The following is a 19,804-nucleotide window of genomic DNA, read 5'->3' on the forward strand; positions in this document are numbered from 1 at the left end:
CGAGGAACGTGCCGTGCTGCCCGCCGTGGATGGTCTGGTCGCCTTCGACGTTGTTGATGTTCGCGGCGTTCTGCTGCCCGATGTGGAAGCCCATGTCGACCGCTCCTCAGCTGTTGAACATCCAGGCCGGCGGGGCAGCCAGCTCGCGATCGGCGCGCTTGCGGCGCGCGGTCGCGACGATGTGCAGCACGATGCCGATGATCAGCATGATCTGGCCGACGGTGGCGAGGATCAGGCCGAGCATGAACGCGTTGACCCCGGCGATCTCCTGACCGAAGCTGTCGAAGGCCTGCTGGAAGATCGCAGGGTCGCCCACGCTCTGGAAGGCATCGGTGATCGACCCGAAGGTGCCGGCGAACGCCCAGAAGAAGATCCCCATGCCCACGAGCATCGCGATCAGCCCCAGCCAGACCAGCCAGCGCGCCTTCGTGCGCGTGGCGGCGACCTCGCGCAGGAACGACTCCCGCTGGGCCTGCACGTACTGGATGTACTGGTCGCGCTGGACGTTGTTGATGTTCCCGGCCGACTGACTGCCGACGTCGAAACGATTGCCGTGCGGTGTCGCGTCCATCGGAGTCTCCCTTGTGTTCGACGGATCGATACCTCTGAGGAGGGGAGTCAGGGGTGGGAGATACGTCTGCGTTCCTGCGGGTGCGGGCGGCCGCGAGCCGACGGCCTGGCGGCAGGGCGCCGTGGACGAGGCATCCGTCGTGGTCTAGACTTACTGAACGAACGTTCTGTAAATGAGGAGTCGATGATGACGACCGATGTGCTGATCGACGACGCTGCCGAAGAGGCGGCGTTCGACGCGATCATCGAGGCCGATTCCCGCATCGAGCCGCGGGACTGGATGCCGGAGGCCTACCGCAAGACGCTGATCCGGCAGATCTCGCAGCACGCGCACTCCGAGATCATCGGCATGCAGCCCGAGGGCAACTGGATCACCCGTGCTCCGAGCCTCAAGCGCAAGGCGATCCTGATGGCCAAGGTGCAGGACGAAGCCGGTCACGGGCTCTACCTCTACAGCGCCGCCCAGACGCTCGGCATCACGCGCGACGAGATGACCGAGCAGCTCATCGCGGGCCGGGCGCGCTACTCGTCGATCTTCAACTACCCGACGCCGACGTGGGCCGACATGGGGGCGATCGGCTGGCTCGTCGACGGTGCCGCGATCTGCAACCAGGTGCCGCTCTGCCGCGCCTCGTACGGCCCGTACGGACGCGCGATGGTGCGCATCTGCAAGGAGGAGTCGTTCCACCAGCGGCAGGGGTTCGAGATCCTGCTGACGCTCATGCAGGGCACGCCCGCGCAGCAGCGCATGGCTCAGGATGCCGTCGACCGCTGGTACTGGCCGAGCCTCATGATGTTCGGGCCGCCCGACGACGCATCCCCCAACTCGGCACAGTCGATGGCCTGGAAGATCAAGCGCTTCTCGAACGACGACCTGCGCCAGCGGTTCATCGGGATGCTGGTGCCCCAGGCGGAGGTGCTGGGCGTGACGCTTCCCGACCCCGAGCTGCGATGGGACGTCTGGGCGCAGCGCTGGCACACGAGCGAGATCGACTGGACGGAGTTCCACGAGGTGCTCGCCGGTCGCGGCCCGATGAACGTCGAGCGCATCCGTCACCGCCGCACCGCGCACGACGACGGCGCGTGGGTGCGCGAGGCGGCCGCCGAGTACGCCCGCAAGCAGGCGGGCATCCGTTCGCTGAGCGACGAGCGTCGCGGCGCGGACGCCGGAATGGAGGCCGCATCATGACGACCTCGGGCGCGTCCCCGCGCGAGACATGGCCCCTGTGGGAGGTGTTCGTCCGCGCCGGACGCGGCCTCAGCCACGTGCACGCGGGCTCGCTGCACGCACCCGATGCCGACTTCGCGCTGCGCAACGCACGCGACGTCTACACGCGCCGGAGCGAGGGCACGTCGATCTGGGTCGTGCCCGCCGATGCGATCACGACGAGCGACCCCGACTCCAAGGGTGCGTTCTTCGAGAGCCCCGCCGGAAAGAACTACCGCCACGCCAGGTACTACACGGCGTCCGAGGGGGTGCCGCACCTGTGACCTCTCGACCGACTCAGGGGCCCGCGGGGGCGTCCGACCCCCACGGGGTGGTGACCGTCGAACGCGTGGAGCTGTCGGCCGAGCTCGCCGGCGGTGAGGGCCGCGCTGCGACGGCCGACGTCGCGGAGTACGCGCTCTGGCTGGGCGACGACGCGCTGATCCTCTCGCAGCAGCTCGGCGCGTGGATCGCGCGGGCACCCGAGCTCGAAGAGGACGTCGCGCTCGCCAACATCGCGCTCGACCTGCTCGGACACGCGCGCTCGTTCCTGCGCTACGCGGGCAGCTACGACGACCGCACCGAGGACGACCTCGCCTACTGGCGCGAAGAGCCGGAGTTCCGCTGCGCCTGGCTGTTCCAGCAGCCCAACGGAGACTTCGCACAGACGATCGCACGCCAGCTGGCGGCATCCGTCTACCTGTTCGAGCTGTACACCGCGCTGCAGAGCTCGTCCGACGAGACGCTCGCCGCGATCGCGGCCAAGGCGGTCAAGGAGGTCGAGTACCACCGCGACCACGCCGTGCAGTGGACGCTGCGGCTCGCCGGCGGCACCGACGAGTCGCGCCGCCGCATGATCCGCGCGGTGGGCGACGTCTGGCCCTACGTCGGCGAGCTCTTCCGCGACGAGCCGCTCACCGACCGGCTGGACGACGTCGCCGCGCGGCCGTCGACGCTGCAGCCGGCGTTCGACGCGGTCATCGCCGCGGTGTTCGCGGAGGCGGAGCTCGAGCTCCCGTCCGCACCGATGTCGTCGGCCGGCGGTCGCCACGGCTCGCATTTCCCGACGCTGGGGTACCTCCTCGCCGAGATGCAGGTACTCGCGCGGCAGCATCCGGGGGCGACATGGTGATGCTTCAACAGGCTCAGCAACCGGTGGGGGCGGCTCGGCGGTCCGTGGCCCCGGATGCGGCGACGCGGCGGGCGTGGCGGGCTGCGGCATCCGTTCCCGATCCCGAGCTGCCGGTGCTCACCATCGAGGATCTCGGTGTGCTCCGTGACGTCGCGGTCGACGGCGCACACGCGACGGTGACGATCACGCCGACGTACTCGGGGTGCCCGGCGATGGACGCGATCCGCGACGACGTCGTGCTCGCCCTGACGGCGGCCGGATTCGACGACGTCGACGTGCGGCTCGTGCTCGCGCCCGCCTGGACGACGGATTGGATGACGGATGCCGGCAAGCGCAAGCTCGTCGACTACGGCATCGCCCCGCCGACCGGGCGCGCCGGCGCCACGGGCCCGATCCGCCTGGCGCTGTCGGTGCGGTGTCCGCGCTGCGGCTCCCTCGACACGCGTGAGGTCGCCCGATTCGGCTCCACGTCGTGCAAGGCGCTGTACGAGTGCCGCGCCTGTCTCGAGCCCTTCGACCACTTCAAGGTGCACTGATGGAGCACGACGGTGCACGGAAGCCGAACGACGGGGTCACGGCGGGGGAGAACCAGCGCATCGCCGAGACGCTGCTCACGACCGCCGTGGGCGGACCGCGCGGCAGCCGGCACCGCGCACGCTTCCACACGCTGCGGGTGGCGGCAGTCAGACCGCTCACCGACGCCTCGGTCGAGGTGACGTTCGCGATCCCCGAAGAGGTGCGCGGCGAGTTCGACTACCTGGCGGGGCAGCACGTGGCGCTGCGGACGATGCTCGACGGCCAGGAGCTGCGCCGCTCGTACTCGCTGTGCCGAGCAGAGGATGCGGGCGGCGGGGGCGACGGTCCGCGCACGATCAGCGTCGCGATCAAGCGCGACCTCGGCGGACGGTTCTCGACGTGGGCGCAGACCGAGCTGCACGCGGGCGACGAGATCGACGTGATGAGCCCGCAGGGCACGTTCACCTCGAAGCTCGCCGACCTCGACGGCGCGCACGTCGCCGGCATCGCGGCCGGGTCGGGCATCACGCCGATGATGGCGCTCGCCGCCACGGTGCTCGCGCGGTCCGACACATCGCAGTTCACCCTCGTCTACACGAACCGCTCGAGCCTCGACGTCATGTTCCTGGACGAGCTCTCCGACCTCAAGGACCGCTACCCGACGCGGCTCGCCCTGCACCATGTGCTGTCGCGCGAGCAGCGCACCGCCCCACTGCTGTCCGGCCGCATCGACGAACCGCGCCTGCGGCGCATCCTCGACGAGCTCGTGCTGCCCGACACCGTCGACGAGTGGTTCCTGTGCGGGCCGTTCGAGCTCGTCCAGCTCTGCCGCGACACGCTCGCAGACATCGGGGTCGACCCCGCGCACGTGCGCTACGAGCTGTTCACGACCGGCGAGGGGGAACGGGCCGAGCCTGCCGCCGGCCGGCCGGTGGTGGTCGCCGAGGACGAACCGGTGCGTCGCATCGAGTTCACGCTCGACGGCCAGTCGCAGGCGGTCGACAGTCCGGTCGCCGCGCACGAGTCCATCCTCAATGCGGCGCTGCGCGTGCGTCCGGACGTGCCGTTCGCCTGCGCGGGCGGCGTCTGCGGCACCTGCCGTGCGCGTCTGCTGCAGGGCTCGGTGACGATGACCGAGAATTACGCGCTCGAGCCCGATGAGCTCGAGCGCGGGTACGTGCTCACCTGTCAGTCACACCCGACGACAGACACCGTCGTGGTCGACTACGACGTCTGAGAGAGGACGAGATGATCGAGCTGTCCATCACCGGCGATGTGGCCGAGGTCGTGCTGAACGCTCCCGAGAAGCTCAACGCCCTCTCGCTGCGGGCGCTGGGGGAGCTGGATGCCGCCTACCGCAGCGCCGAGGAGTCCGGCGTGCGGGCGCTCCTGTTGCGGGCTGAGGGCCGCGCGTTCTGTGCCGGGCGCGACATCGCCGGCGTGGACCCCGCGACCGACGACGTGCCGCAGTACCTCGCGGGGGTGGAGACCCTTATGCGGAGGATCGCCGCGTTCCCGGCGCCGACTTTCGCGGCCGTGCACGGCGCGTGCCTGGGTGTCGGCCTGGGGCTGGCCATCGCGACCGACGTCGTCTACGTCGCGGACGACGCCAAGATCGGGTCGCCGTTCGCGAGTCTCGGTGCGATGCTCGACTCGGGCGGCCACGCCCTTCTCTACGAGCGCCTCGGTGCCCATCGGGCGCTGGATCTCATCTACACCGGCGACCTGCTGAGCGGGGCCGAGGCGGTCGCTGCGGGGCTGTTCAGCCGCGCCATGCCCGTGGAAGAGGTGTTCGACTTCGCGCTGCAGCGTGCGGTGGTGGCGGCATCCGGCCCCACCGCCGCGTTCCTCGCATCCAAGCGCCTCATCGCGCGCCTGCGTGACGAGAAGCTGTGGGATGCCGTCGCCCAGGAGGCGCGCGGACAGGAGGCGCTGCGCACCACCGCCGACTACCGCGAAGGGTTCCAGGCCTTCCAGCAGAAGCGCAAGCCCGACTTCAAGGGCGAGTGACTCGCGGAGTCGGGTGTTTCGCGGGTCTCGCTGTGCGGATTCGCGGGGTGGGATGCTGCGTGTCGTGACACCCGACCGCCGGGGAGGGTCACGCGAGGTCGGAATCCGTCCGCTCGGCGATGAGCGCCGCAACCCCCGCCAGCAGGCGGTCGATGCCGAAGCGCAGTGCGGCGTCGCGGTCGCTTTCGCGCGCCGCGTCGGCGAAGGCGGCCGCCGTGCGCGGATATTCGGCGGATCGCGCCGCGAGCACCGGTCCCAGCTGCGCGGCGAGATCCTGCTCGGGATGGGGTCCGTCAGCCTGCTGCCGGACCATCGACTGCGCATGGCCGGCCAAGAGCGCCAGCAGGTCGAGTTGCTCGCCGCCGCCGAGCGGCAGCTCGCTCATGGCCTCCAGTCCTCGCTCGTACCACGCCAGCTCTCCCGGGCCGGGAACGTGAGGACGCTGCGCGAGCGTGACCGACCAGGGGTGCGCGAGGGCACGCTCGTGCAAGGCCAGCGTCCACGCGGTCAGCGCGGTGCGCCAATCGGTGTCCGGTGATGCCGGCGGCCCGCCGAGGGCCCGGTCGAGGAGCACCGCGTCGAGCTCGGCGCGTCCTGGAACGTACCGGTACAGCGCCATCTTCGCGGTCCCGAGCCGTTCCGCGACGCGCTGCATCGTGACGGCATCGAGTCCGTCCGCGTCGGCGATCGCCGTCGCCGCCGCCACGATCGCCTCGACCGTGAACTTCGGGCGGGGGCCGCGCCTGCCCACGGCCGGCTCGTGCCACAGCAGATGGACGGATGCCGCGACGCCGTCCTCAGCGGATGCCATGCCGACCTCCTTCGAAGTATTGCGTCCAGCGTACGCGAATAGATACTGTGTCGACAGGACGCAATTAATTGGAAGTCAGGAAAGTGACATGACCAACACGACAGTGCTCATCTCCGGAGCGAGCATCGCCGGACCCGCCCTTGCCCGCTGGCTGGGCCGCAACGGATTCGACGTCACGGTCGTCGAGAAGGCGCCCCGCCTGCGCCCCGGCGGTCAGGCGGTCGACTTCAAGGGCCGCACCCACCGCGACGTGCTGACGCGCATGGGAGTGCTCACCGACGTGCAGGCCGCGCAGACCGCGAGGACGGACTGGCGGATGGTGGACGCCCACGACCGCGTCAGCGCCGTCGTTCCCGGCGAGTTCATCGGCGGCGATCTCGAGATCCTGCGAGGAGACCTCACCGGCATCCTGCACCGCGACTCGATCGGGGACGCGGAGTACATCTTCGGCGACGAGATCGTCGCGATGACCGAGACCGCGACCGGAGTGGATGTCGCATTCGCCGGGCGCGCCGCTCGGCGCTTCGATCTGGTGATCGGCGCGGACGGCGTGCACTCCGCGGTGCGACGCCTGGCCTTCGGGTCGGAGGAGGACCTCGTCGAGCCGCTGGGCTGCTACTACGCCGTCGCGAGCGGGGAGGTGCCGCTCGGTGGCCTCGAGACACGGCTTCCCGACGGTCGCGCAGTGGCGTACGGCTACAGCACGCCCGGGCGACTGGCTCTCCTCGGTGGGCAGAAGGCGCCGAACCTCTTCGTCTTCCGCGCCGAGCGGCCGGACTACGACCGGCGCGACACGTCTTCGCAGCGGCGGTTCCTGACGGACGCCTACGCCGGCGTCGGCTGGCGCGTTCCTGAGGCGCTCGAGGCGGTGGCCACGGCATCGGACTTCTACCTCGACGCGCTGACCCGCACGCGGATGTCGACGTTCACGCGCGGGCGCACGGCGCTCGTCGGCGACGCCGGCTACGCGAACACGCTCGGCGGGTTCGGGACGGGCCTCGCCATCGTGGGCGCCTACGTCCTCGCGGGCGAGTTGGTGGCGGCACGTGGCGATCACGAGACGGCATTCGCTGCGTACGACAGGCGGATGCGCAAGCCGACGAGGGTCGCGCGGACGGGTGACGCGGGTCCCTTCCTGGCTCCGACGTCGACCTGGCGCATACGCATGCGCGACTGGTCGTTCCGCAACGCCCTGATGTACCGAACGATGCTGTGGATCACCGACGCGTTCGCCACGGATGCCGGCCTGCCGGCCTACGACCTCCGCTGAGCGGCGGTGGCCGGTCGCCGGCGCACCGAGCGGCGCTCCGGCAGGAGGCATCCGCTCTCCTCGCGCAGGAGCATCGCTCAGGAGTTCACGCGGATGATCTCGCGCTGGTAGGGCGCCACGACGGTGCCCGAGATCCGGCAGTCCAGCACGAGGAACGGGCGGGATGCCGCGGGCTCGGCGGTCCAGGAGGCGAGCCGGTCGAGGTCGCCCAGCGTCCGCACGACGACGCCCTCCGCGCCGACGCCGGCCGCGAGTGCCGCGAAGTCGACCTCGGGGATCAGCATCGGCTCCTGCGCGAGACCCTTGAGCCCGTAGAGGTTGACCTCTGCGCCGTACGCGGCGTCGTTCCACACGACCGCGAGCCCCCGTCCGCCCGCGACCCGCACCGCGGTCTCGAGGTCTGCGAGCGCCATGAGCCCACCGCCGTCGCCGGTCGTGAGCACGACGGTGGCCGAGGGCTTGGCGAGTGCGGCGCCCGGCACCGACGGCCAGCCCAGCCCGATCGACTGGAACGCCGTCCCGACCATGATCATCCGGTCGGGGGAGGCGACCGGCCAGTACATGTTCGCCCAGCCGATGAAGTGCCCGCCGTCCGACACCACCACACGGTCCTCCGGCAGCAGCTCGCCGATCCGGGTCGCCACCGACTGCGGGTCGAGCCGTCCGTCCGGCGCCACGCCCTCGCCGGGGTCGTATGCGCGCAGCGGCATGATGTCCACGGCTTCGCGCCAGCCGCTCGGGCCGGCGCCGCGCGTGCGCAGTCCATCCGCGACCGCGCGTGCCACCGTCGCGGCATCCCCGCGCACATATCCGCCGACGTGCGGGTGGGTCGCGGCCGGCGCCACATCCACCTGGAACACGCGCGTCCCGGGCGCGAAGAGGTCGCCGAACCGCATCGTGAACTGGTTGAGCGATGCGCCGAACACGACCGCCACGTCGGCCTCGCGCACCAGCTCCATGGCGGCCTCGGCGCCGAAGCCTCCGGTCACACCGAGGTCGAACTCGCAGCGCGGGAAGATGCCGCGGCCGAGGGCGGTCGAGGCGGTGATGGCGCCGACCGCATCGGCGACCTCGCCCAGCGCCTCGCCGGCTCCCGAGATCCACGCGCCGTGGCCGGCCAGCAGGAACGGGCGCTCGGCCGAGGCCAGCGCCTCGACGATCCGCTCGACTGCGCCCTCGGCGAACGGCCCGGTCGGCACGAGCGGTCCCGGCAGGCGCGGCTCGGGAGCCTCGGGCACCGGACCGGCGTCGCGTGCCGCCACGTCATAAGGGATCGCCAGCACGGTCGGCACCCGGTAGGTGAGCGCGTGCTCGATCGCGATCACCGTCGTGGCCGCGGCATCCGCTCGCCCGACCGTGTACGTCCGCGCGCCCACCGCCGACGCGAGGGCGATCTGGTCGACGTCCCACGGGCGCGGACCCGACGTGGGCTCGTCGCCGACGACGAGCACGAGCGGCACATGCGCCTGCACCGCCTCGGCGAGGGCGGTGAGTGTGTTGGTGAAGCCGGCGCCGTAGGTCGCGGTCGCCGCCGCGAGCCGGCCCGAGGCGCGGTGATACGCGTCGGCCGCCACGACGCCGCCGGCCTCGTGGCGCACGGCGGTGAAGTGCACCTCGGTGGAGCGCTCGAGCGCGTCCAGGAAGTACGCGTTCCCGTTGCCCATCACGCCGAAGACGTGGTCGATGTGGCGGGCGAGGGTGAGGGCGACGTGGGCCGAGACGGTGCTCATGGCGGGGGTGGCGGGCATGGCGATGCCTTTCGAGACGGAACGGATGACGAGGCCGTATGTGTCTCGCGCGTGCGCGCTGCGTGCCCATTTTTCGAGCACCGGCGGGCGTCGATGCCGCCGGACGTGTCGAGTATAGGTCTTCCGCCAAGATGGGAGTCATGAAGACGATCCAGCTGCGCCGGTACACGCTCGTCGACGGGGAGTACGACGCCTTCGTCTCCTGGTGGAACGAATGGATGCCGAAGGTGCGGCCCGCGGCCGGCTTCGCCATCGAGTTCGCCTACGGCCTGCCCGAGACGAACGAGTTCGTGTGGGCGGTCAGCGCCGAGGGCGACGCCGAGGCGTTCGCCGCCCTCGAGCAGGAGTACCTCGCGTCCGAGGCGCGCGCGGAGGCCTTCGCAGGTGTGCCGCAGCGCGTGGCCGGGTACAACATCCGCCTGGTCGAGGAGCTCCCCACGACCCCGTAGCCGAACCCCGCGGCTTCGCGAACCCTGCGGTCCTGGAAACGCAGGTTCCCGGCATCCCGAACCTGCGAAACCCGGACCGCGACCGCAACCCCGGGATCAGCCGCCGAGCGCGTCGCGGATCGCTGTCGCCGACTCCGTCAGGCGCGCCGCGATCTCGTCGTCGGTGTGCGCGCTGGCCACGAACACGACGGCGATCGCCGCCGGGCCGCGTCCGCGCACGGCGAGCGGCACGGCGACGGCGCGGAGGCTCGGGATGACCTCGTCATGGCTGATCGCGAAGCCGCGGGCCGCGGCATCCCTCACCTCCGCCGCCAGCGCGTCCGACACGTCGCCCGGCCACGAGGGCTCGGGCAGCAGCGACAGGATCGCCTTGCCCGGCGCGCCGCGCGTGATCGGATGCCGCGTACCCGGCCGCTGCGCGACGGGGTTCACCGCGTGCCGCGGCTCGACGCTCGAGAGCGTCACGCACTCGTCGTGGTCGAGCACCGCGAGGAAGCACGTCACGCCCAGGTCGCCGGCGACCGCGGTGAGCTCGGGGAGGGCCTCGGCCTGCAGATCGTGGGCGACGCCCGCGGCGAGGGCGGCCATCCGCGCACCGAGTTCGACGCGGCCGGCGGGGTCGCGCTCGACCAGCCCGTGGTCCTCGAGTGTGCGCAGCAGCCGGTAGGCGACCGAGCGGTGCACGTCGAGGCGCTGGGCGATCTCGTCGATCGACAGCGGGCCGCGCGCCTCGGCGAGCACTTCGAGGATCCGGATGCCGCGGCTCAGTGTCTGCGAGGCGGGAGGGGTGGAGGGGGCAGGGGACACGAGGCTCGCTGTCTCGTCGCACGGCGGTCTTGCCGCGTCGACGCGGGTCGTATACGATCTGTTCAATAGTAGAACGGCGTGTTCGAATATAGAACACACGGATCTTCGATACAAGCTCCCAGGCCACAAGCCCTCGACACCGTCGTCCGAGGAGGACACCGATGCAGTTCCACCACCACGGCTACGTCTCGGCCGACCCGCGGGTGCAGGATGCCGCCGGCACCGGCGTCGATCGCCCCGCCGAACTGCCCGACGAGGTGGACGTGCTGATCGTCGGGTCCGGCCCGGCCGGCATGCTGCTGGCAGCCCAGATGTCGCAGTTCCCGGGCGTCACGACTCGCATCATCGAGCGCCGCGAGGGACGCCTCGTGCTGGGCCAGGCCGACGGCATCCAGCCGCGCAGCGTCGAGACGTTCCAGGCGTTCGGGTTCGCGGAGCGCATCGTCGCCGAGGCGTACAACATCGCCTACATGAACTTCTGGGGACCCGACCCCGAGAACCCGCGCAAAATCATCCGCACCGCGCGCACCGAGGATTACGCCTTCAAGATCAGCGAGTTCCCGCATCTCATCGTGAACCAGGCGCGCGTGCTCGACTACTTCGCCGAGGCTGCAGCCCTCGGCCCCGGCCGCATCGTCCCCGACTACGGGGTCGAGTTCGTCGGCCTCACCGTGCACGACAGCGCCGGCGAGAGCGCCGGCGAGCACCCCGTGGAGGTGCGGGTGCGGTACACGGCGGGGGAGCGTGCCGGCGAGGAGCGCGTCATCCGCGCCAAGTACGTCGCCGGGTGCGACGGCGCGCGCAGCGGTGTCCGCGAGGCGATCGGCCGCGCGCACGTCGGAGCGTTCTCGGCGCACGCGTGGGGTGTCATGGACGTCCTCGTCAACACCGACTTCCCGGACTGGCGCACCAAGTGCGCGATCAACTCCGAGGCCGGCAACATCCTCCACATCCCCCGAGAAGGCGGCTACCTCAGCCGCATGTACATCGACCTCGGCGAGGTCGCTGCCGACGACGACCACCGCGTCCGCCGCACGCCGATCGAGGAGATCATCCGGCGCGCCAACGAGATCCTCCACCCGTACTCGATCGACGTGAAGCAGGTCGCGTGGCACAGCGTGTACGAAGTGGGCCACCGCGTCACCGACAAGTTCGACGACGTCGACGTCGACCAGGGCCACGACCCGCGTGTGTTCCTCACCGGCGACGCCTGCCACACGCACAGCGCCAAGGCCGGGCAGGGCATGAACGTCTCGATGCAGGACGGCTTCAACCTCGGCTGGAAGCTCGGGCACGTCCTCACCGGCCTCAGCCCTGCGTCGCTGCTCTCGACCTACTCGGCCGAGCGCCAGCCCGTCGCGCAGCAGCTCATCGACTTCGATCGCGAGTGGTCGGCGCTCATGGCGCGCAAGCCCGAGGAGATCTCCGACCCGCAGGAGCTCGCCACGTTCTACCTCGGCACGGCCGAGTTCCCGTCCGGGTTCATGACGCAGTACGGCCCGTCGATGATCGTGACGGATGCCGCGCACCAGCAGCTCGCCGAGGGCTTCCCGCTGGGCAAGCGCTTCAAGTCGGTGGAGGTCGTCCGGGTGTGCGACGGCAACGCCGTGCACCTCGGACACCACGCCAGAGCCGACGGGCGCTGGCGCGTGTACGCCTTTGCGGACGCGCCGGCGGCGGGGGAGGCATCCGTCCTCGCCGACTGGGCGGAGTTCATGGCATCGGCCCAATCGCCCGTGCAGCGCTTCACGCCGGCCGGGGCGGACGTCGACGCCGTCTTCGACGTCAAGGTCGTCTACCAGCAGCGCTTCGACGACGTCGACATCACCCGGGTGCCCGAGCTGTTCCTCCCTCGGACAGGGCCGCTCGGACTCATCGACTGGGAGAAGGTCTATGCCGCAGCGCCCAGCGCCTGGACGACGACCGACATCTTCGACGAGCGCGGGCTGTCGCGCGACGGCGTCGTCGTCGTGGTCCGCCCCGATCAGTACGTCGCCGCGGTGCTGCCGCTGACCGCGCACGACGAACTCGCGGACTTCTTCGCCCAGGTGTTCCTGCCCCAGCACGAGCCGGCGACCGTCGTCGGCTGAGTGCGTCCGCGACGGCGAAACAACACACAGAGCTGTACATCGCGTATATCGGCCGCTTCGGCGGCGGCGGGCAGAATTGGCCCGGTAGACATCGACAGAACGGATGCCGTGAGCACGCGGCATCCGTGAAACGACAAGGGAGTCCCCGTGACCACGACGATCACCGAAACCCGTGAGTCCGAGCTGCTGGCGTCCGTGCCCGACGGGCTGTTCATCGGCGGGCAGTGGCGCGCGGCATCGGGCGACAAGACGCTGAAGGTCTACGACCCCGCCAACGGCGAGGTCGTCAAGGAGATCGCGAACGCGTCGCCCGAGGACGGCAAGGCCGCGCTCGATGCGGCCGTCGAGGCGTTCCCGGCGTGGGCGGCGACGCCGGCGCGCGAGCGTGCCGAGATCCTGCGTCGCGCGTTCGACCTGCTGCAGGAGCGCAAGGAGGCCTTCGCGCTGCTGATGACGATCGAGATGGGCAAGCCGTTGGCGGAAGCGCGCGGCGAGGTCGCGTACGGCGGTGAGTTCCTGCGCTGGTTCAGTGAGGAGACGGCTCGCGTGCAGGGCCGCTACGGCGCCAACCCCGAGGGCACCGGTCGCATGATCGTGTCGCAGCATCCGGTGGGTCCGTGCTTCCTGATCACGCCGTGGAACTTCCCGCTCGCGATGGCGACCCGCAAGATCGCGCCGGCGCTCGCCGCAGGCTGCACCGTGGTGATCAAGCCCGCAGAGCTCACGCCGCTGACCACACTGTTCTTCGCGAAGCTGCTCGAGGACGCGGGCCTGCCGAAGGGCGTCGTCAACGTGTTCACCACGTCGACCTCGGGCGCCGTGTCGGAGCCGATCATCCGCGATCCGCGACTGCGCAAGCTGTCGTTCACCGGGTCGACGCAGGTCGGTCAGCGCCTGCTCGAGCAGGCCGCCCAGGGTGTGCTGCGTACGTCGATGGAGCTCGGCGGCAACGCGCCGTTCGTGGTCTTCGACGACGCCGACCTCGACAAGGCGGTGGACGGCGCGATGCTCGCGAAGTTCCGCAACATCGGCCAGGCGTGCACGGCCGCGAACCGGTTCATCGTGCACCGCTCGGTCGCCGACGAGTTCGCCCGCCGCGTCACCGAGCGGGTGAACGGCTTCACCGTCGGCCGTGGCACCGAGGACGGCGTCACCATCGGCCCGCTCATCGACGACCGCGCGGTCGCCAAGGCGTCGCAGCTGGTGCAGGATGCCGTCTCGCGCGGTGCGAAGGTCGCCACCGGTGGCAGCGAGATCGAGGGGCCGGGCACGTTCTACGAGCCGACCGTCGTGACCGACGTGCAGCCGGGATCCGACATCCTCCGCGAGGAGATCTTCGGACCCGTGCTCGCCATCATCCCCTTCGACACCGAGGACGACGCCGTGCGCCTCGCCAACGACACCGAGTACGGCCTCGTCTCGTACGTCTTCACGGAGAGCCTCGCCCGCGGCCAGCGCATGATCGAGCGCCTGGAGACCGGCATGATGGGCCTGAACATGGGCGTCGTGTCCAACGCCGCCGCCCCGTTCGGCGGCTGGAAGATGTCGGGCCTCGGTCGCGAGGGCGGCGCCGAGGGCATCCACGAGTACCTGCAGACGAAGTACACCCTCACGCCAAACCCGTTCTGAACCCCGCCTGAATCGAAGACATGAGATGAGCGGATGCCCCGGGAGGGGGCATCCGCTCATCTCTCTGTCTCGCTTGGTCGAATGAGTGTGAAGACCGGACGCCGCTCGGCCCTCACTTGTGTCCGGGCGTCCCACTACTGTGGGCGCAACCGAGCGAAGGAGCCCTCATGGACGAGTCGACGAGCGGATCGGGGTGGATCACCCCGGCCGAGTTCCACCGGGCCACGGGAGTTTCCGACTGGCGCGTCACCGGCATCGGCCCCCAGGCCGTTTTCACGTCGAGCTCGCTGTCCCACGCGGCGGGCATCCTCGCCCCGGTCATCACCGCCGCCGAGCGATTCGGCGTCCTGCCCGACGTCGACGTACGTCCCGAGGGAGTCGTGGTGCGCATCCCCAACCGCAGCCCCGAGGGGATCCCCACAGCCGCCGCGGAGTTCGCCGCCGCCGTATCCCGGGCCGCCGCCGAGCTGCAGCTGACGCCGGATCCGTCGCTCTCCCAGTCGATCGGCATCTACGTCGCCCAGCATTCCCAGGCCGATGTCCGACCGTTCTTCACCGCCGCGCTGGGCTACGAGGCGTTCGGGGACACGGATGCCGTCGACCCGCTGCGCTGCGGGCCGCAGCTCGCGTTCAACCCCATCAGCGGCGACTCGCCGGCGAGAGGCCGGACGCATTTCGACGTATTCGTGCCGGCCGATGAGGCTCGCACGCGAGTGGATGCCGCGCTCGCCGCCGGCGGCAGACTCGTCGACGACTCGCACGCCCCCGCGTGGTGGTCGCTCGCGTCGCCCGACAACCACGGCGTCGACATCGCGTCCTGGACCGACACTTTCGATTGATACGTGCTCGTCGGCGTGGAGCGCGCGATAGTACGCGTCGTCGTGCGCCGTGTCCATCCCGGTGCGGGCGCCCCTTCGAGACCACAGCGTAGGGGCCACGTCCGCATCGGAAGGAACCCCATGTACTTTCACCTCCAGAACCTGATCAACCCCATCGAGCAGGACGAGCCGGATCCCGCCGCGGCGAACGCGTTGCAGGAGGGCCTGGGTGGTCAGTTCGGCGAGATGCGCACGATGATGCAGTACCTGTTCCAGAGCATCAACTTCCGCGGCGCCAACGCGAAGCCCTACAAGGATCTGATCCAGGGCATCGGCACCGAGGAGATCAGTCACGTCGAGCTGATCGGCACGACGATCGCGCGGCTGCTCGACGGCTCTCCGGCGTATCAGGGTAAGAAGGAGGACCCGCTCGACCTGCCCGGCGCGGGGGGCGCGACTCCACTGAGCATCGCGCTGGACCGCGGCAACATCCACCACTATCTGGTGGGCGCTCAAGGCGCGCTGCCGGTGGACGCGGTCGGAAACCCGTGGAGCGGCAGCTACGTCTACAACTCCGGCAACCTCGTCCTCGACCTGCTCTACAACCTCATGCTCGAGTCCACCGGTCGCCTGCAGAAGTGCCGGCTGTACGAGATGACCGACAACAAGACCGCACGATCCACGATCTCGTACCTGATCGTGCGTGACCAGGCGCACGAGAACGCCTACGCCAAAGCCCTCGAAACGCTGGGCGTCAATTGGAAGAACACCCTTCCGATCCCCAAGACCGACGCCGAACGGTTCCCCGAGGTCAAGCGGCTGCTGGACCTGGGCTTGCAGAGCAAGCAGTTCTCGTTCGACCTCGGCGACCAGTCCGAAGCGGGAAGGATCTTCCAGGGCATGTCGTCGTCCGGAGATGGCACGAGCCTCGACGCCAGCGAGCAGGCGCCGGAGGGCGTGCCCATCGAGATCGCGCCCGAGCGGCCCGAGGAGTTCTCTCCCGGCGCCGACAAGGACCTCATCGCGCTCATCGAAGCAACGGCGGCGATGGAGATGGCCGACATCGATGCCACCTTCGGCCGACTCGGCTGAAGCGGACGCCGGCGCCCGCCTGGCTGCCGCGCCTGAGAGAGTGGATGCCGTGTCGCGGCATCCACTCTCCTCGTTGTGCGCGGTCAGAGCACGACGAGGAAGCCCAGCACCGCACTCGCAGCGGAGAGCACCCCGAGGACGATCGACGGTGTCGCGTTCTCCTTGCGGCGGACGTGGACGACGATCGCGCCGACCATGACGACGGTGAGCGCTGCGGCGGCGATCGGGGTGAGGATCGGCGCGATACCGGTGAGGAGCGGGAGGATCAGGCCGAGGCCTCCGACGAGTTCGGCGGCGCCGATGAGCTTGACGGTCGGGTCGGCGAAGTCGTCTGCCCACGACATGCCGCTCGCCACCAGGGCGGGCTTCGGACGGGCGATCTTCATCGAACCGGCCGCGATGAACGCGAGCGCGAGCAGGCCGTTGAGGATCCAGAGGGCGATGGTCATGCGGTACTCCAGGAAGGGATCATGGGGTCTGTTACTGTTTGTAAGCAACCCCATGATGCGTCACTCGAAAGACGCGTACAAAAGGCACACGGATGTAAGTAGGTGACATCGGATGGCGAAGACACTCACCGTCGAGGTCGCGGGTGCGCCCGCGCTCACCGGCTACGAGCGTTCGTGCGAGGGGCACCCGTCCGGCACGGATCACGGGCGCGCCATCCGCGACGTGCTCGACCGCATCGGCGACAAGTGGTCGCTGCTCGTCATCGGCACCCTGCGCGGCGAGCGCCTGCGGTTCACCGAGCTCCAGCGCCACATCCCGGGGATCTCGCAGCGCATGCTGACACTCACGCTGCGCCAGCTCGAGCGGGACGGGCTCATCACGCGCACCGTTCACGCCGAGGTGCCGCCGCGCGTCGAGTACGAGCTCACCGAGCTCGGCGGCACGCTCATCCAGCTGGCCATGGCGCTCGCCGACTGGGCGATCGAGAACCAGTCGAGCATCGAGGAATCCCGGGCAGCCTACGACGACGCGCATCAGCGCTGACTCCGCGATCGCGGACACCGCACGTCCGCGGCCTGCGCCATGATGAGCGGATGGACGCAGCCTCGACCACGCGCGACGAACGGCTCCGGTCCCATCGGCTGAGCGCTCCCGCGCCCAGCGTCTCGGAAGCCGCGCGCCACATGCTGGCGACCCAGGGTCAGGAGTTCTGGGGCGGACGGTGGGCGTTGGCGGCCCGCACGCGCGGCCGGACCACGATCCGTGACGTCGATGCGGCGTTCGACCGGGGTGAGATCGTGCGGTCGTGGACCATGCGGGGCACGATCCACGTCATCCCCGCCGAAGACCTCTCCTGGGTGCTGTCGATCACGGGGGAGCGGCAGCGCCGGCAGGCGGCGGCGGTCCACCGCGCCGAAGGCATCGACGGGCCGGAGCTCGACCGTGCCGAGGCGGCGGTGCGCGCCGCCCTCGGCGGCGGCAACCGCCTGACGCGCAAGGAGATCTTCGAGGTGCTCGAGCTCGCGGGTGTCTCCACCGCCAAGCAGCGCGGCTACCACCTGCTCGTCGCGCTGTCGCTGCGCGGAGTCGTGTGCCAGGGACCTGTCGTGCCACGCGAGACCGGCCCGACCCGCGAGCAGTACCTGGTGCTCGTCGATGAGTGGGTGCGCGAGGCTGCGACGCCGGCGGATCCGCTCGCCGAGTACTTCTTCCGCTTCATCGCCTCGCACGGGCCGGCAGGCGCCCGGGACTTCGCGTGGTGGTCGTCGCTGCCGCTCGGGACCGCGCGCAGCGCGGCGGAGGCGGCATCCGATCGCCTCGTCGTCGTCGGCGACGGACCCGAGCCGCAGTACATCGTCGCGGGGACGCGGCCCCGGGTCGTGCCGACCGCGCCCGAGGTCGTCGCGCTCCCGCCGTTCGAGGAGTACTACATCTCGTACGCCGACCGCACCGTCCCGTGCGCGCCGGAGTTCCTGACCGCGATCGGCCCGAGCATGAACGGGATCGTGCGGCCGATCATCGTGGCTCGCGGACAGATCGTGGGCGTCTGGACGCACTCGGTCGCCGTCGGACGCCACGCCGACGATCCGATCCCCGAGCTGTTCACCGCCGAGCTGTCGACCGACGAGGAAGTCGCCGCCGCGCTCGACCGGTACCGGGACTTCATCACCGCCTAGCCGGCTTCTCCTTGCTGCGCTCGCTCGGCAACCACGCCCCGGGCGCGGCCGTCGAGCGAGCGAGGGACGCGAGAGACGAAACGCGGCGCGTCAGGCGTGGCGGTCGAGGAAGTCGTAGACCTCGTTGTCGTCGACGCCGGGGAACGCGCCGCGGGGGAGCGGCGAGAACATCTGCATGTGCACGCGCGCGCTCGGCCACGCCTTGCCCGACCAGCGTTCCGAGACGTCGGTGGCGACCCGGCGACAGCACGACTCATCGGGGCATGTCGACGTCGCGCGCTTCTGCGTCTCGCGCCCGCGGAACCACCGCGCGTCGTCGAACGGTACGCCGACGGTGATCGAGAACTCGCCCTCCGACGTCGTGCCGGTCTGGGTCGAGCACCAGTACGTGCCGGCGGGCGTGTCGGTGTACTGGTAGTGCTCGGTCGTGCGGTTCTGCTCCGAGAACGCGGCGCGCGCCGAGAACTTGCGGCACGCGATCTGCCCGTCGACCGCGCCCGTGACGTCCATCGGCAGCGGCAGGTCGTCGTTCTCGTACACGCGGGTGATGGCACCCGACCCGTCGACGCGCAGGAAGTGCAGCTTGATGCCGAGGTGGTGCGTCGCGAGGTTGGTCAGGCGCATGCCCGCGGCCTCGTGGGTGACGCCGAACGCGTCGCGGAAGTCCTCCACGGCGAGGTTGCGATCCTTCTTCGCCTGCTGCAGGAACGCGACCGACGCGGTCTCGGGCATCAGGCAGCACGCCGCGTAGTAGTTGATCTCGAGCCGCTGCTGCAGGAAGTCGGCGTAGTCGGTCGGGCGCTTGTGGCCGAGCAGGCGGTGAGCCATCGCCTGCAGCGCCATCGATCGGAGGCCGTGCCCGCCGGGGATGGATGCCGGCGGCAGATAGATGCGGCCGTGCTCGAGGTCGGTCACCGAACGCGTCGAGTGCGGCAGGTCGCTGACGTAGATCAGCTCGAAGCCGAGCTTCTCGGCCATGATGCTGACCGTGCGGTGGGTCAGCGCCCCGGACACGTGGCCCGCCGACTTCAGCTGCTTCTCGGCGAGCTTCTCGATGTCGGGCAGGTAGTTGTCGTGCTCGCGCATCATGAGGCGCAGCTCGGTGTTGGCCCGACGCGCCTCTTCGGGGGTCGCGATCGCCTCCCTCTCACGGCGCTGCAGCTCGCGATGCAGGCCCAGGATCGACTCGAGCGTGTCGTCGCTCATACCCTTCGACACCTTGATCGGCGGCACGCCCAGCTGGCGGAAGACCGAGCTGGTCTGGGCGCGTTCGAGCTCGATCTCGAGCGCCGCACGCCGGTTCGGCGGCTCGGTCGACAGGAGCTCGGCCACGTCGACGCCGGTGGAGGTGGCGATCGCCTGGAGCAGCGAGAGCTTCGGCTCGCGCTTGCCGTTCTCGATGAGGCTGAGCTGGCTTCCGGCGACGCCGACCAGGGCTCCGAGCTCATCCAGGGTGTAGCCGTGGGCGAGACGCTGATGACGGATGCGGTGGCCCAGGGTCGACAGTTCCAGGGAGGTGGGGGGCATTC

At 70.3% G+C, this 19,804-nt stretch carries 20 protein-coding genes; 14 read left to right on the forward strand and 6 right to left on the reverse strand.

Going from position 1 to position 19,804, the window contains the following annotated elements; all coding sequences use genetic code 11:
* Positions 1-106 precede the first annotated feature (106 nt).
* A complete protein-coding gene (locus VIP82_RS19815) occupies positions 107-571 on the reverse strand; it encodes a hypothetical protein (protein ID WP_331911788.1) in 465 nt (154 codons plus the stop codon).
* Positions 572-757: 186 nt separating this feature from the next.
* Here VIP82_RS19815 and paaA point away from each other — a divergent pair, with 186 nt between their 5' ends.
* From paaA to VIP82_RS19845, 6 genes are read left to right on the forward strand one after another with little or no spacing between them, the layout of a single operon-like run.
* Complete coding sequence (gene paaA, locus VIP82_RS19820; RefSeq protein WP_331911790.1) at positions 758-1,759, forward strand: 1,2-phenylacetyl-CoA epoxidase subunit PaaA; 1,002 nt, start codon at positions 758-760, stop codon at positions 1,757-1,759.
* Entirely contained in the window at positions 1,756-2,061 is a 306-nt protein-coding gene (gene paaB, locus VIP82_RS19825) for a 1,2-phenylacetyl-CoA epoxidase subunit PaaB (protein WP_331911792.1), read from the forward strand. Before paaA ends, paaB begins: the two co-directional genes overlap by 4 nt.
* Positions 2,062-2,111: 50 nt before the next feature.
* Positions 2,112-2,909, forward strand: a complete 798-nt coding sequence (paaC, locus tag VIP82_RS19830; protein ID WP_414684710.1) for a 1,2-phenylacetyl-CoA epoxidase subunit PaaC — start codon at positions 2,112-2,114, stop codon at positions 2,907-2,909.
* Positions 2,903-3,445 carry a 1,2-phenylacetyl-CoA epoxidase subunit PaaD gene (gene paaD / locus VIP82_RS19835; RefSeq protein WP_331911796.1) on the forward strand — a complete coding sequence of 181 codons (543 nt, stop codon included), beginning with the start codon at positions 2,903-2,905 and terminating at the stop codon, positions 3,443-3,445. The genes paaC and paaD overlap by 7 nt, the downstream gene beginning before the upstream one ends.
* Positions 3,445-4,662 carry a 1,2-phenylacetyl-CoA epoxidase subunit PaaE gene (gene paaE, locus VIP82_RS19840; protein ID WP_331911798.1) on the forward strand — a complete coding sequence of 406 codons (1,218 nt, stop codon included), beginning with the start codon at positions 3,445-3,447 and terminating at the stop codon, positions 4,660-4,662. Before paaD ends, paaE begins: the two co-directional genes overlap by 1 nt.
* An 11-nt stretch (positions 4,663-4,673) precedes the next feature.
* Complete coding sequence (locus VIP82_RS19845) at positions 4,674-5,435, forward strand: enoyl-CoA hydratase/isomerase family protein (protein ID WP_331911800.1); 762 nt, start codon at positions 4,674-4,676, stop codon at positions 5,433-5,435.
* 88 nt (positions 5,436-5,523) lie between these two features.
* Here the strand turns inward: VIP82_RS19845 and VIP82_RS19850 are convergent, their stop codons facing one another.
* Positions 5,524-6,246: a TetR/AcrR family transcriptional regulator gene (locus VIP82_RS19850; protein WP_331911802.1), complete on the reverse strand. Its 723-nt coding sequence runs from the start codon at positions 6,244-6,246 to the stop codon at positions 5,524-5,526.
* 88 nt (positions 6,247-6,334) lie between these two features.
* Here VIP82_RS19850 and VIP82_RS19855 point away from each other — a divergent pair, with 88 nt between their 5' ends.
* Entirely contained in the window at positions 6,335-7,516 is a 1,182-nt protein-coding gene (locus VIP82_RS19855) for an FAD-dependent monooxygenase (protein ID WP_331911804.1), read from the forward strand.
* 77 nt (positions 7,517-7,593) lie between these two features.
* Here the strand turns inward: VIP82_RS19855 and VIP82_RS19860 are convergent, their stop codons facing one another.
* Positions 7,594-9,246 (reverse strand): thiamine pyrophosphate-binding protein, encoded by a 1,653-nt coding sequence (locus VIP82_RS19860; RefSeq protein WP_331911850.1) that lies wholly within the window; start codon positions 9,244-9,246, stop codon positions 7,594-7,596.
* A 158-nt stretch (positions 9,247-9,404) separates the two neighbouring features.
* Between VIP82_RS19860 and VIP82_RS19865 the strand changes: the two genes are divergently transcribed.
* Positions 9,405-9,713 (forward strand): hypothetical protein, encoded by a 309-nt coding sequence (locus VIP82_RS19865; protein WP_331911806.1) that lies wholly within the window; start codon positions 9,405-9,407, stop codon positions 9,711-9,713.
* Positions 9,714-9,809: 96 nt separating this feature from the next.
* On the opposite strand, the gene VIP82_RS19870 is transcribed toward VIP82_RS19865, so the two are convergent.
* Positions 9,810-10,520: an IclR family transcriptional regulator gene (locus tag VIP82_RS19870; RefSeq protein WP_331911808.1), complete on the reverse strand. Its 711-nt coding sequence runs from the start codon at positions 10,518-10,520 to the stop codon at positions 9,810-9,812.
* A 161-nt stretch (positions 10,521-10,681) separates the two neighbouring features.
* Between VIP82_RS19870 and VIP82_RS19875 the strand changes: the two genes are divergently transcribed.
* From VIP82_RS19875 to VIP82_RS19890, 4 genes are all read left to right on the forward strand, one after another.
* Positions 10,682-12,610 carry an FAD-dependent monooxygenase gene (locus VIP82_RS19875; protein ID WP_331911810.1) on the forward strand — a complete coding sequence of 643 codons (1,929 nt, stop codon included), beginning with the start codon at positions 10,682-10,684 and terminating at the stop codon, positions 12,608-12,610.
* Positions 12,611-12,769: 159 nt separating this feature from the next.
* Positions 12,770-14,239, forward strand: a complete 1,470-nt coding sequence (locus VIP82_RS19880; RefSeq protein WP_331911852.1) for an NAD-dependent succinate-semialdehyde dehydrogenase — start codon at positions 12,770-12,772, stop codon at positions 14,237-14,239.
* A gap of 167 nt (positions 14,240-14,406) precedes the next feature.
* A complete protein-coding gene (locus VIP82_RS19885; protein ID WP_331911812.1) occupies positions 14,407-15,078 on the forward strand; it encodes a VOC family protein in 672 nt (223 codons plus the stop codon).
* A 120-nt stretch (positions 15,079-15,198) separates the two neighbouring features.
* Positions 15,199-16,149: a manganese catalase family protein gene (locus VIP82_RS19890; RefSeq protein WP_331911814.1), complete on the forward strand. Its 951-nt coding sequence runs from the start codon at positions 15,199-15,201 to the stop codon at positions 16,147-16,149.
* An 83-nt stretch (positions 16,150-16,232) separates the two neighbouring features.
* On the opposite strand, the gene VIP82_RS19895 is transcribed toward VIP82_RS19890, so the two are convergent.
* A complete protein-coding gene (locus tag VIP82_RS19895) occupies positions 16,233-16,598 on the reverse strand; it encodes a DoxX family protein (protein WP_331911816.1) in 366 nt (121 codons plus the stop codon).
* 112 nt (positions 16,599-16,710) lie between these two features.
* Between VIP82_RS19895 and VIP82_RS19900 the strand changes: the two genes are divergently transcribed.
* A complete protein-coding gene (locus VIP82_RS19900; protein ID WP_331911818.1) occupies positions 16,711-17,142 on the forward strand; it encodes a winged helix-turn-helix transcriptional regulator in 432 nt (143 codons plus the stop codon).
* Positions 17,143-17,192: 50 nt separating this feature from the next.
* Entirely contained in the window at positions 17,193-18,275 is a 1,083-nt protein-coding gene (locus VIP82_RS19905; protein WP_331911820.1) for a winged helix DNA-binding domain-containing protein, read from the forward strand.
* A 90-nt stretch (positions 18,276-18,365) separates the two neighbouring features.
* On the opposite strand, the gene VIP82_RS19910 is transcribed toward VIP82_RS19905, so the two are convergent.
* On the reverse strand, positions 18,366-19,802 hold the full coding sequence (locus VIP82_RS19910; protein WP_331911822.1) for a helix-turn-helix domain-containing protein: 1,437 nt from the start codon (positions 19,800-19,802) through the stop codon (positions 18,366-18,368).
* Positions 19,803-19,804 lie beyond the last annotated feature (2 nt).

Source organism: Microbacterium sp., assembly GCF_036566905.1.
Classification (GTDB): Bacteria; Actinomycetota; Actinomycetes; order Actinomycetales; family Microbacteriaceae; genus Microbacterium.

What these genes read in the sequence shown, in the direction of transcription:
- VIP82_RS19910 (WP_331911822.1), bottom strand. Translation starts at nt 19,802, where the DNA reads ATGCCCCCCACCTCCCTGGAACTGTCGACCCTGGGCCACCGCATCCGT.
- VIP82_RS19860 (WP_331911850.1), bottom strand. Translation starts at nt 9,246, where the DNA reads ATGAGCACCGTCTCGGCCCACGTCGCCCTCACCCTCGCCCGCCACATC.
- VIP82_RS19905 (WP_331911820.1), top strand. Translation starts at nt 17,193, where the DNA reads ATGGACGCAGCCTCGACCACGCGCGACGAACGGCTCCGGTCCCATCGG.
- paaB (WP_331911792.1), top strand. Translation starts at nt 1,756, where the DNA reads ATGACGACCTCGGGCGCGTCCCCGCGCGAGACATGGCCCCTGTGGGAG.
- VIP82_RS19900 (WP_331911818.1), top strand. Translation starts at nt 16,711, where the DNA reads ATGGCGAAGACACTCACCGTCGAGGTCGCGGGTGCGCCCGCGCTCACC.
- VIP82_RS19890 (WP_331911814.1), top strand. Translation starts at nt 15,199, where the DNA reads ATGTACTTTCACCTCCAGAACCTGATCAACCCCATCGAGCAGGACGAG.
- VIP82_RS19885 (WP_331911812.1), top strand. Translation starts at nt 14,407, where the DNA reads ATGGACGAGTCGACGAGCGGATCGGGGTGGATCACCCCGGCCGAGTTC.
- VIP82_RS19850 (WP_331911802.1), bottom strand. Translation starts at nt 6,246, where the DNA reads ATGGCATCCGCTGAGGACGGCGTCGCGGCATCCGTCCATCTGCTGTGG.
- VIP82_RS19895 (WP_331911816.1), bottom strand. Translation starts at nt 16,598, where the DNA reads ATGACCATCGCCCTCTGGATCCTCAACGGCCTGCTCGCGCTCGCGTTC.
- VIP82_RS19845 (WP_331911800.1), top strand. Translation starts at nt 4,674, where the DNA reads ATGATCGAGCTGTCCATCACCGGCGATGTGGCCGAGGTCGTGCTGAAC.
- VIP82_RS19815 (WP_331911788.1), bottom strand. Translation starts at nt 571, where the DNA reads ATGGACGCGACACCGCACGGCAATCGTTTCGACGTCGGCAGTCAGTCG.
- paaE (WP_331911798.1), top strand. Translation starts at nt 3,445, where the DNA reads ATGGAGCACGACGGTGCACGGAAGCCGAACGACGGGGTCACGGCGGGG.
- paaD (WP_331911796.1), top strand. Translation starts at nt 2,903, where the DNA reads ATGGTGATGCTTCAACAGGCTCAGCAACCGGTGGGGGCGGCTCGGCGG.
- VIP82_RS19865 (WP_331911806.1), top strand. Translation starts at nt 9,405, where the DNA reads ATGAAGACGATCCAGCTGCGCCGGTACACGCTCGTCGACGGGGAGTAC.
- paaA (WP_331911790.1), top strand. Translation starts at nt 758, where the DNA reads ATGACGACCGATGTGCTGATCGACGACGCTGCCGAAGAGGCGGCGTTC.
- VIP82_RS19875 (WP_331911810.1), top strand. Translation starts at nt 10,682, where the DNA reads ATGCAGTTCCACCACCACGGCTACGTCTCGGCCGACCCGCGGGTGCAG.
- VIP82_RS19855 (WP_331911804.1), top strand. Translation starts at nt 6,335, where the DNA reads ATGACCAACACGACAGTGCTCATCTCCGGAGCGAGCATCGCCGGACCC.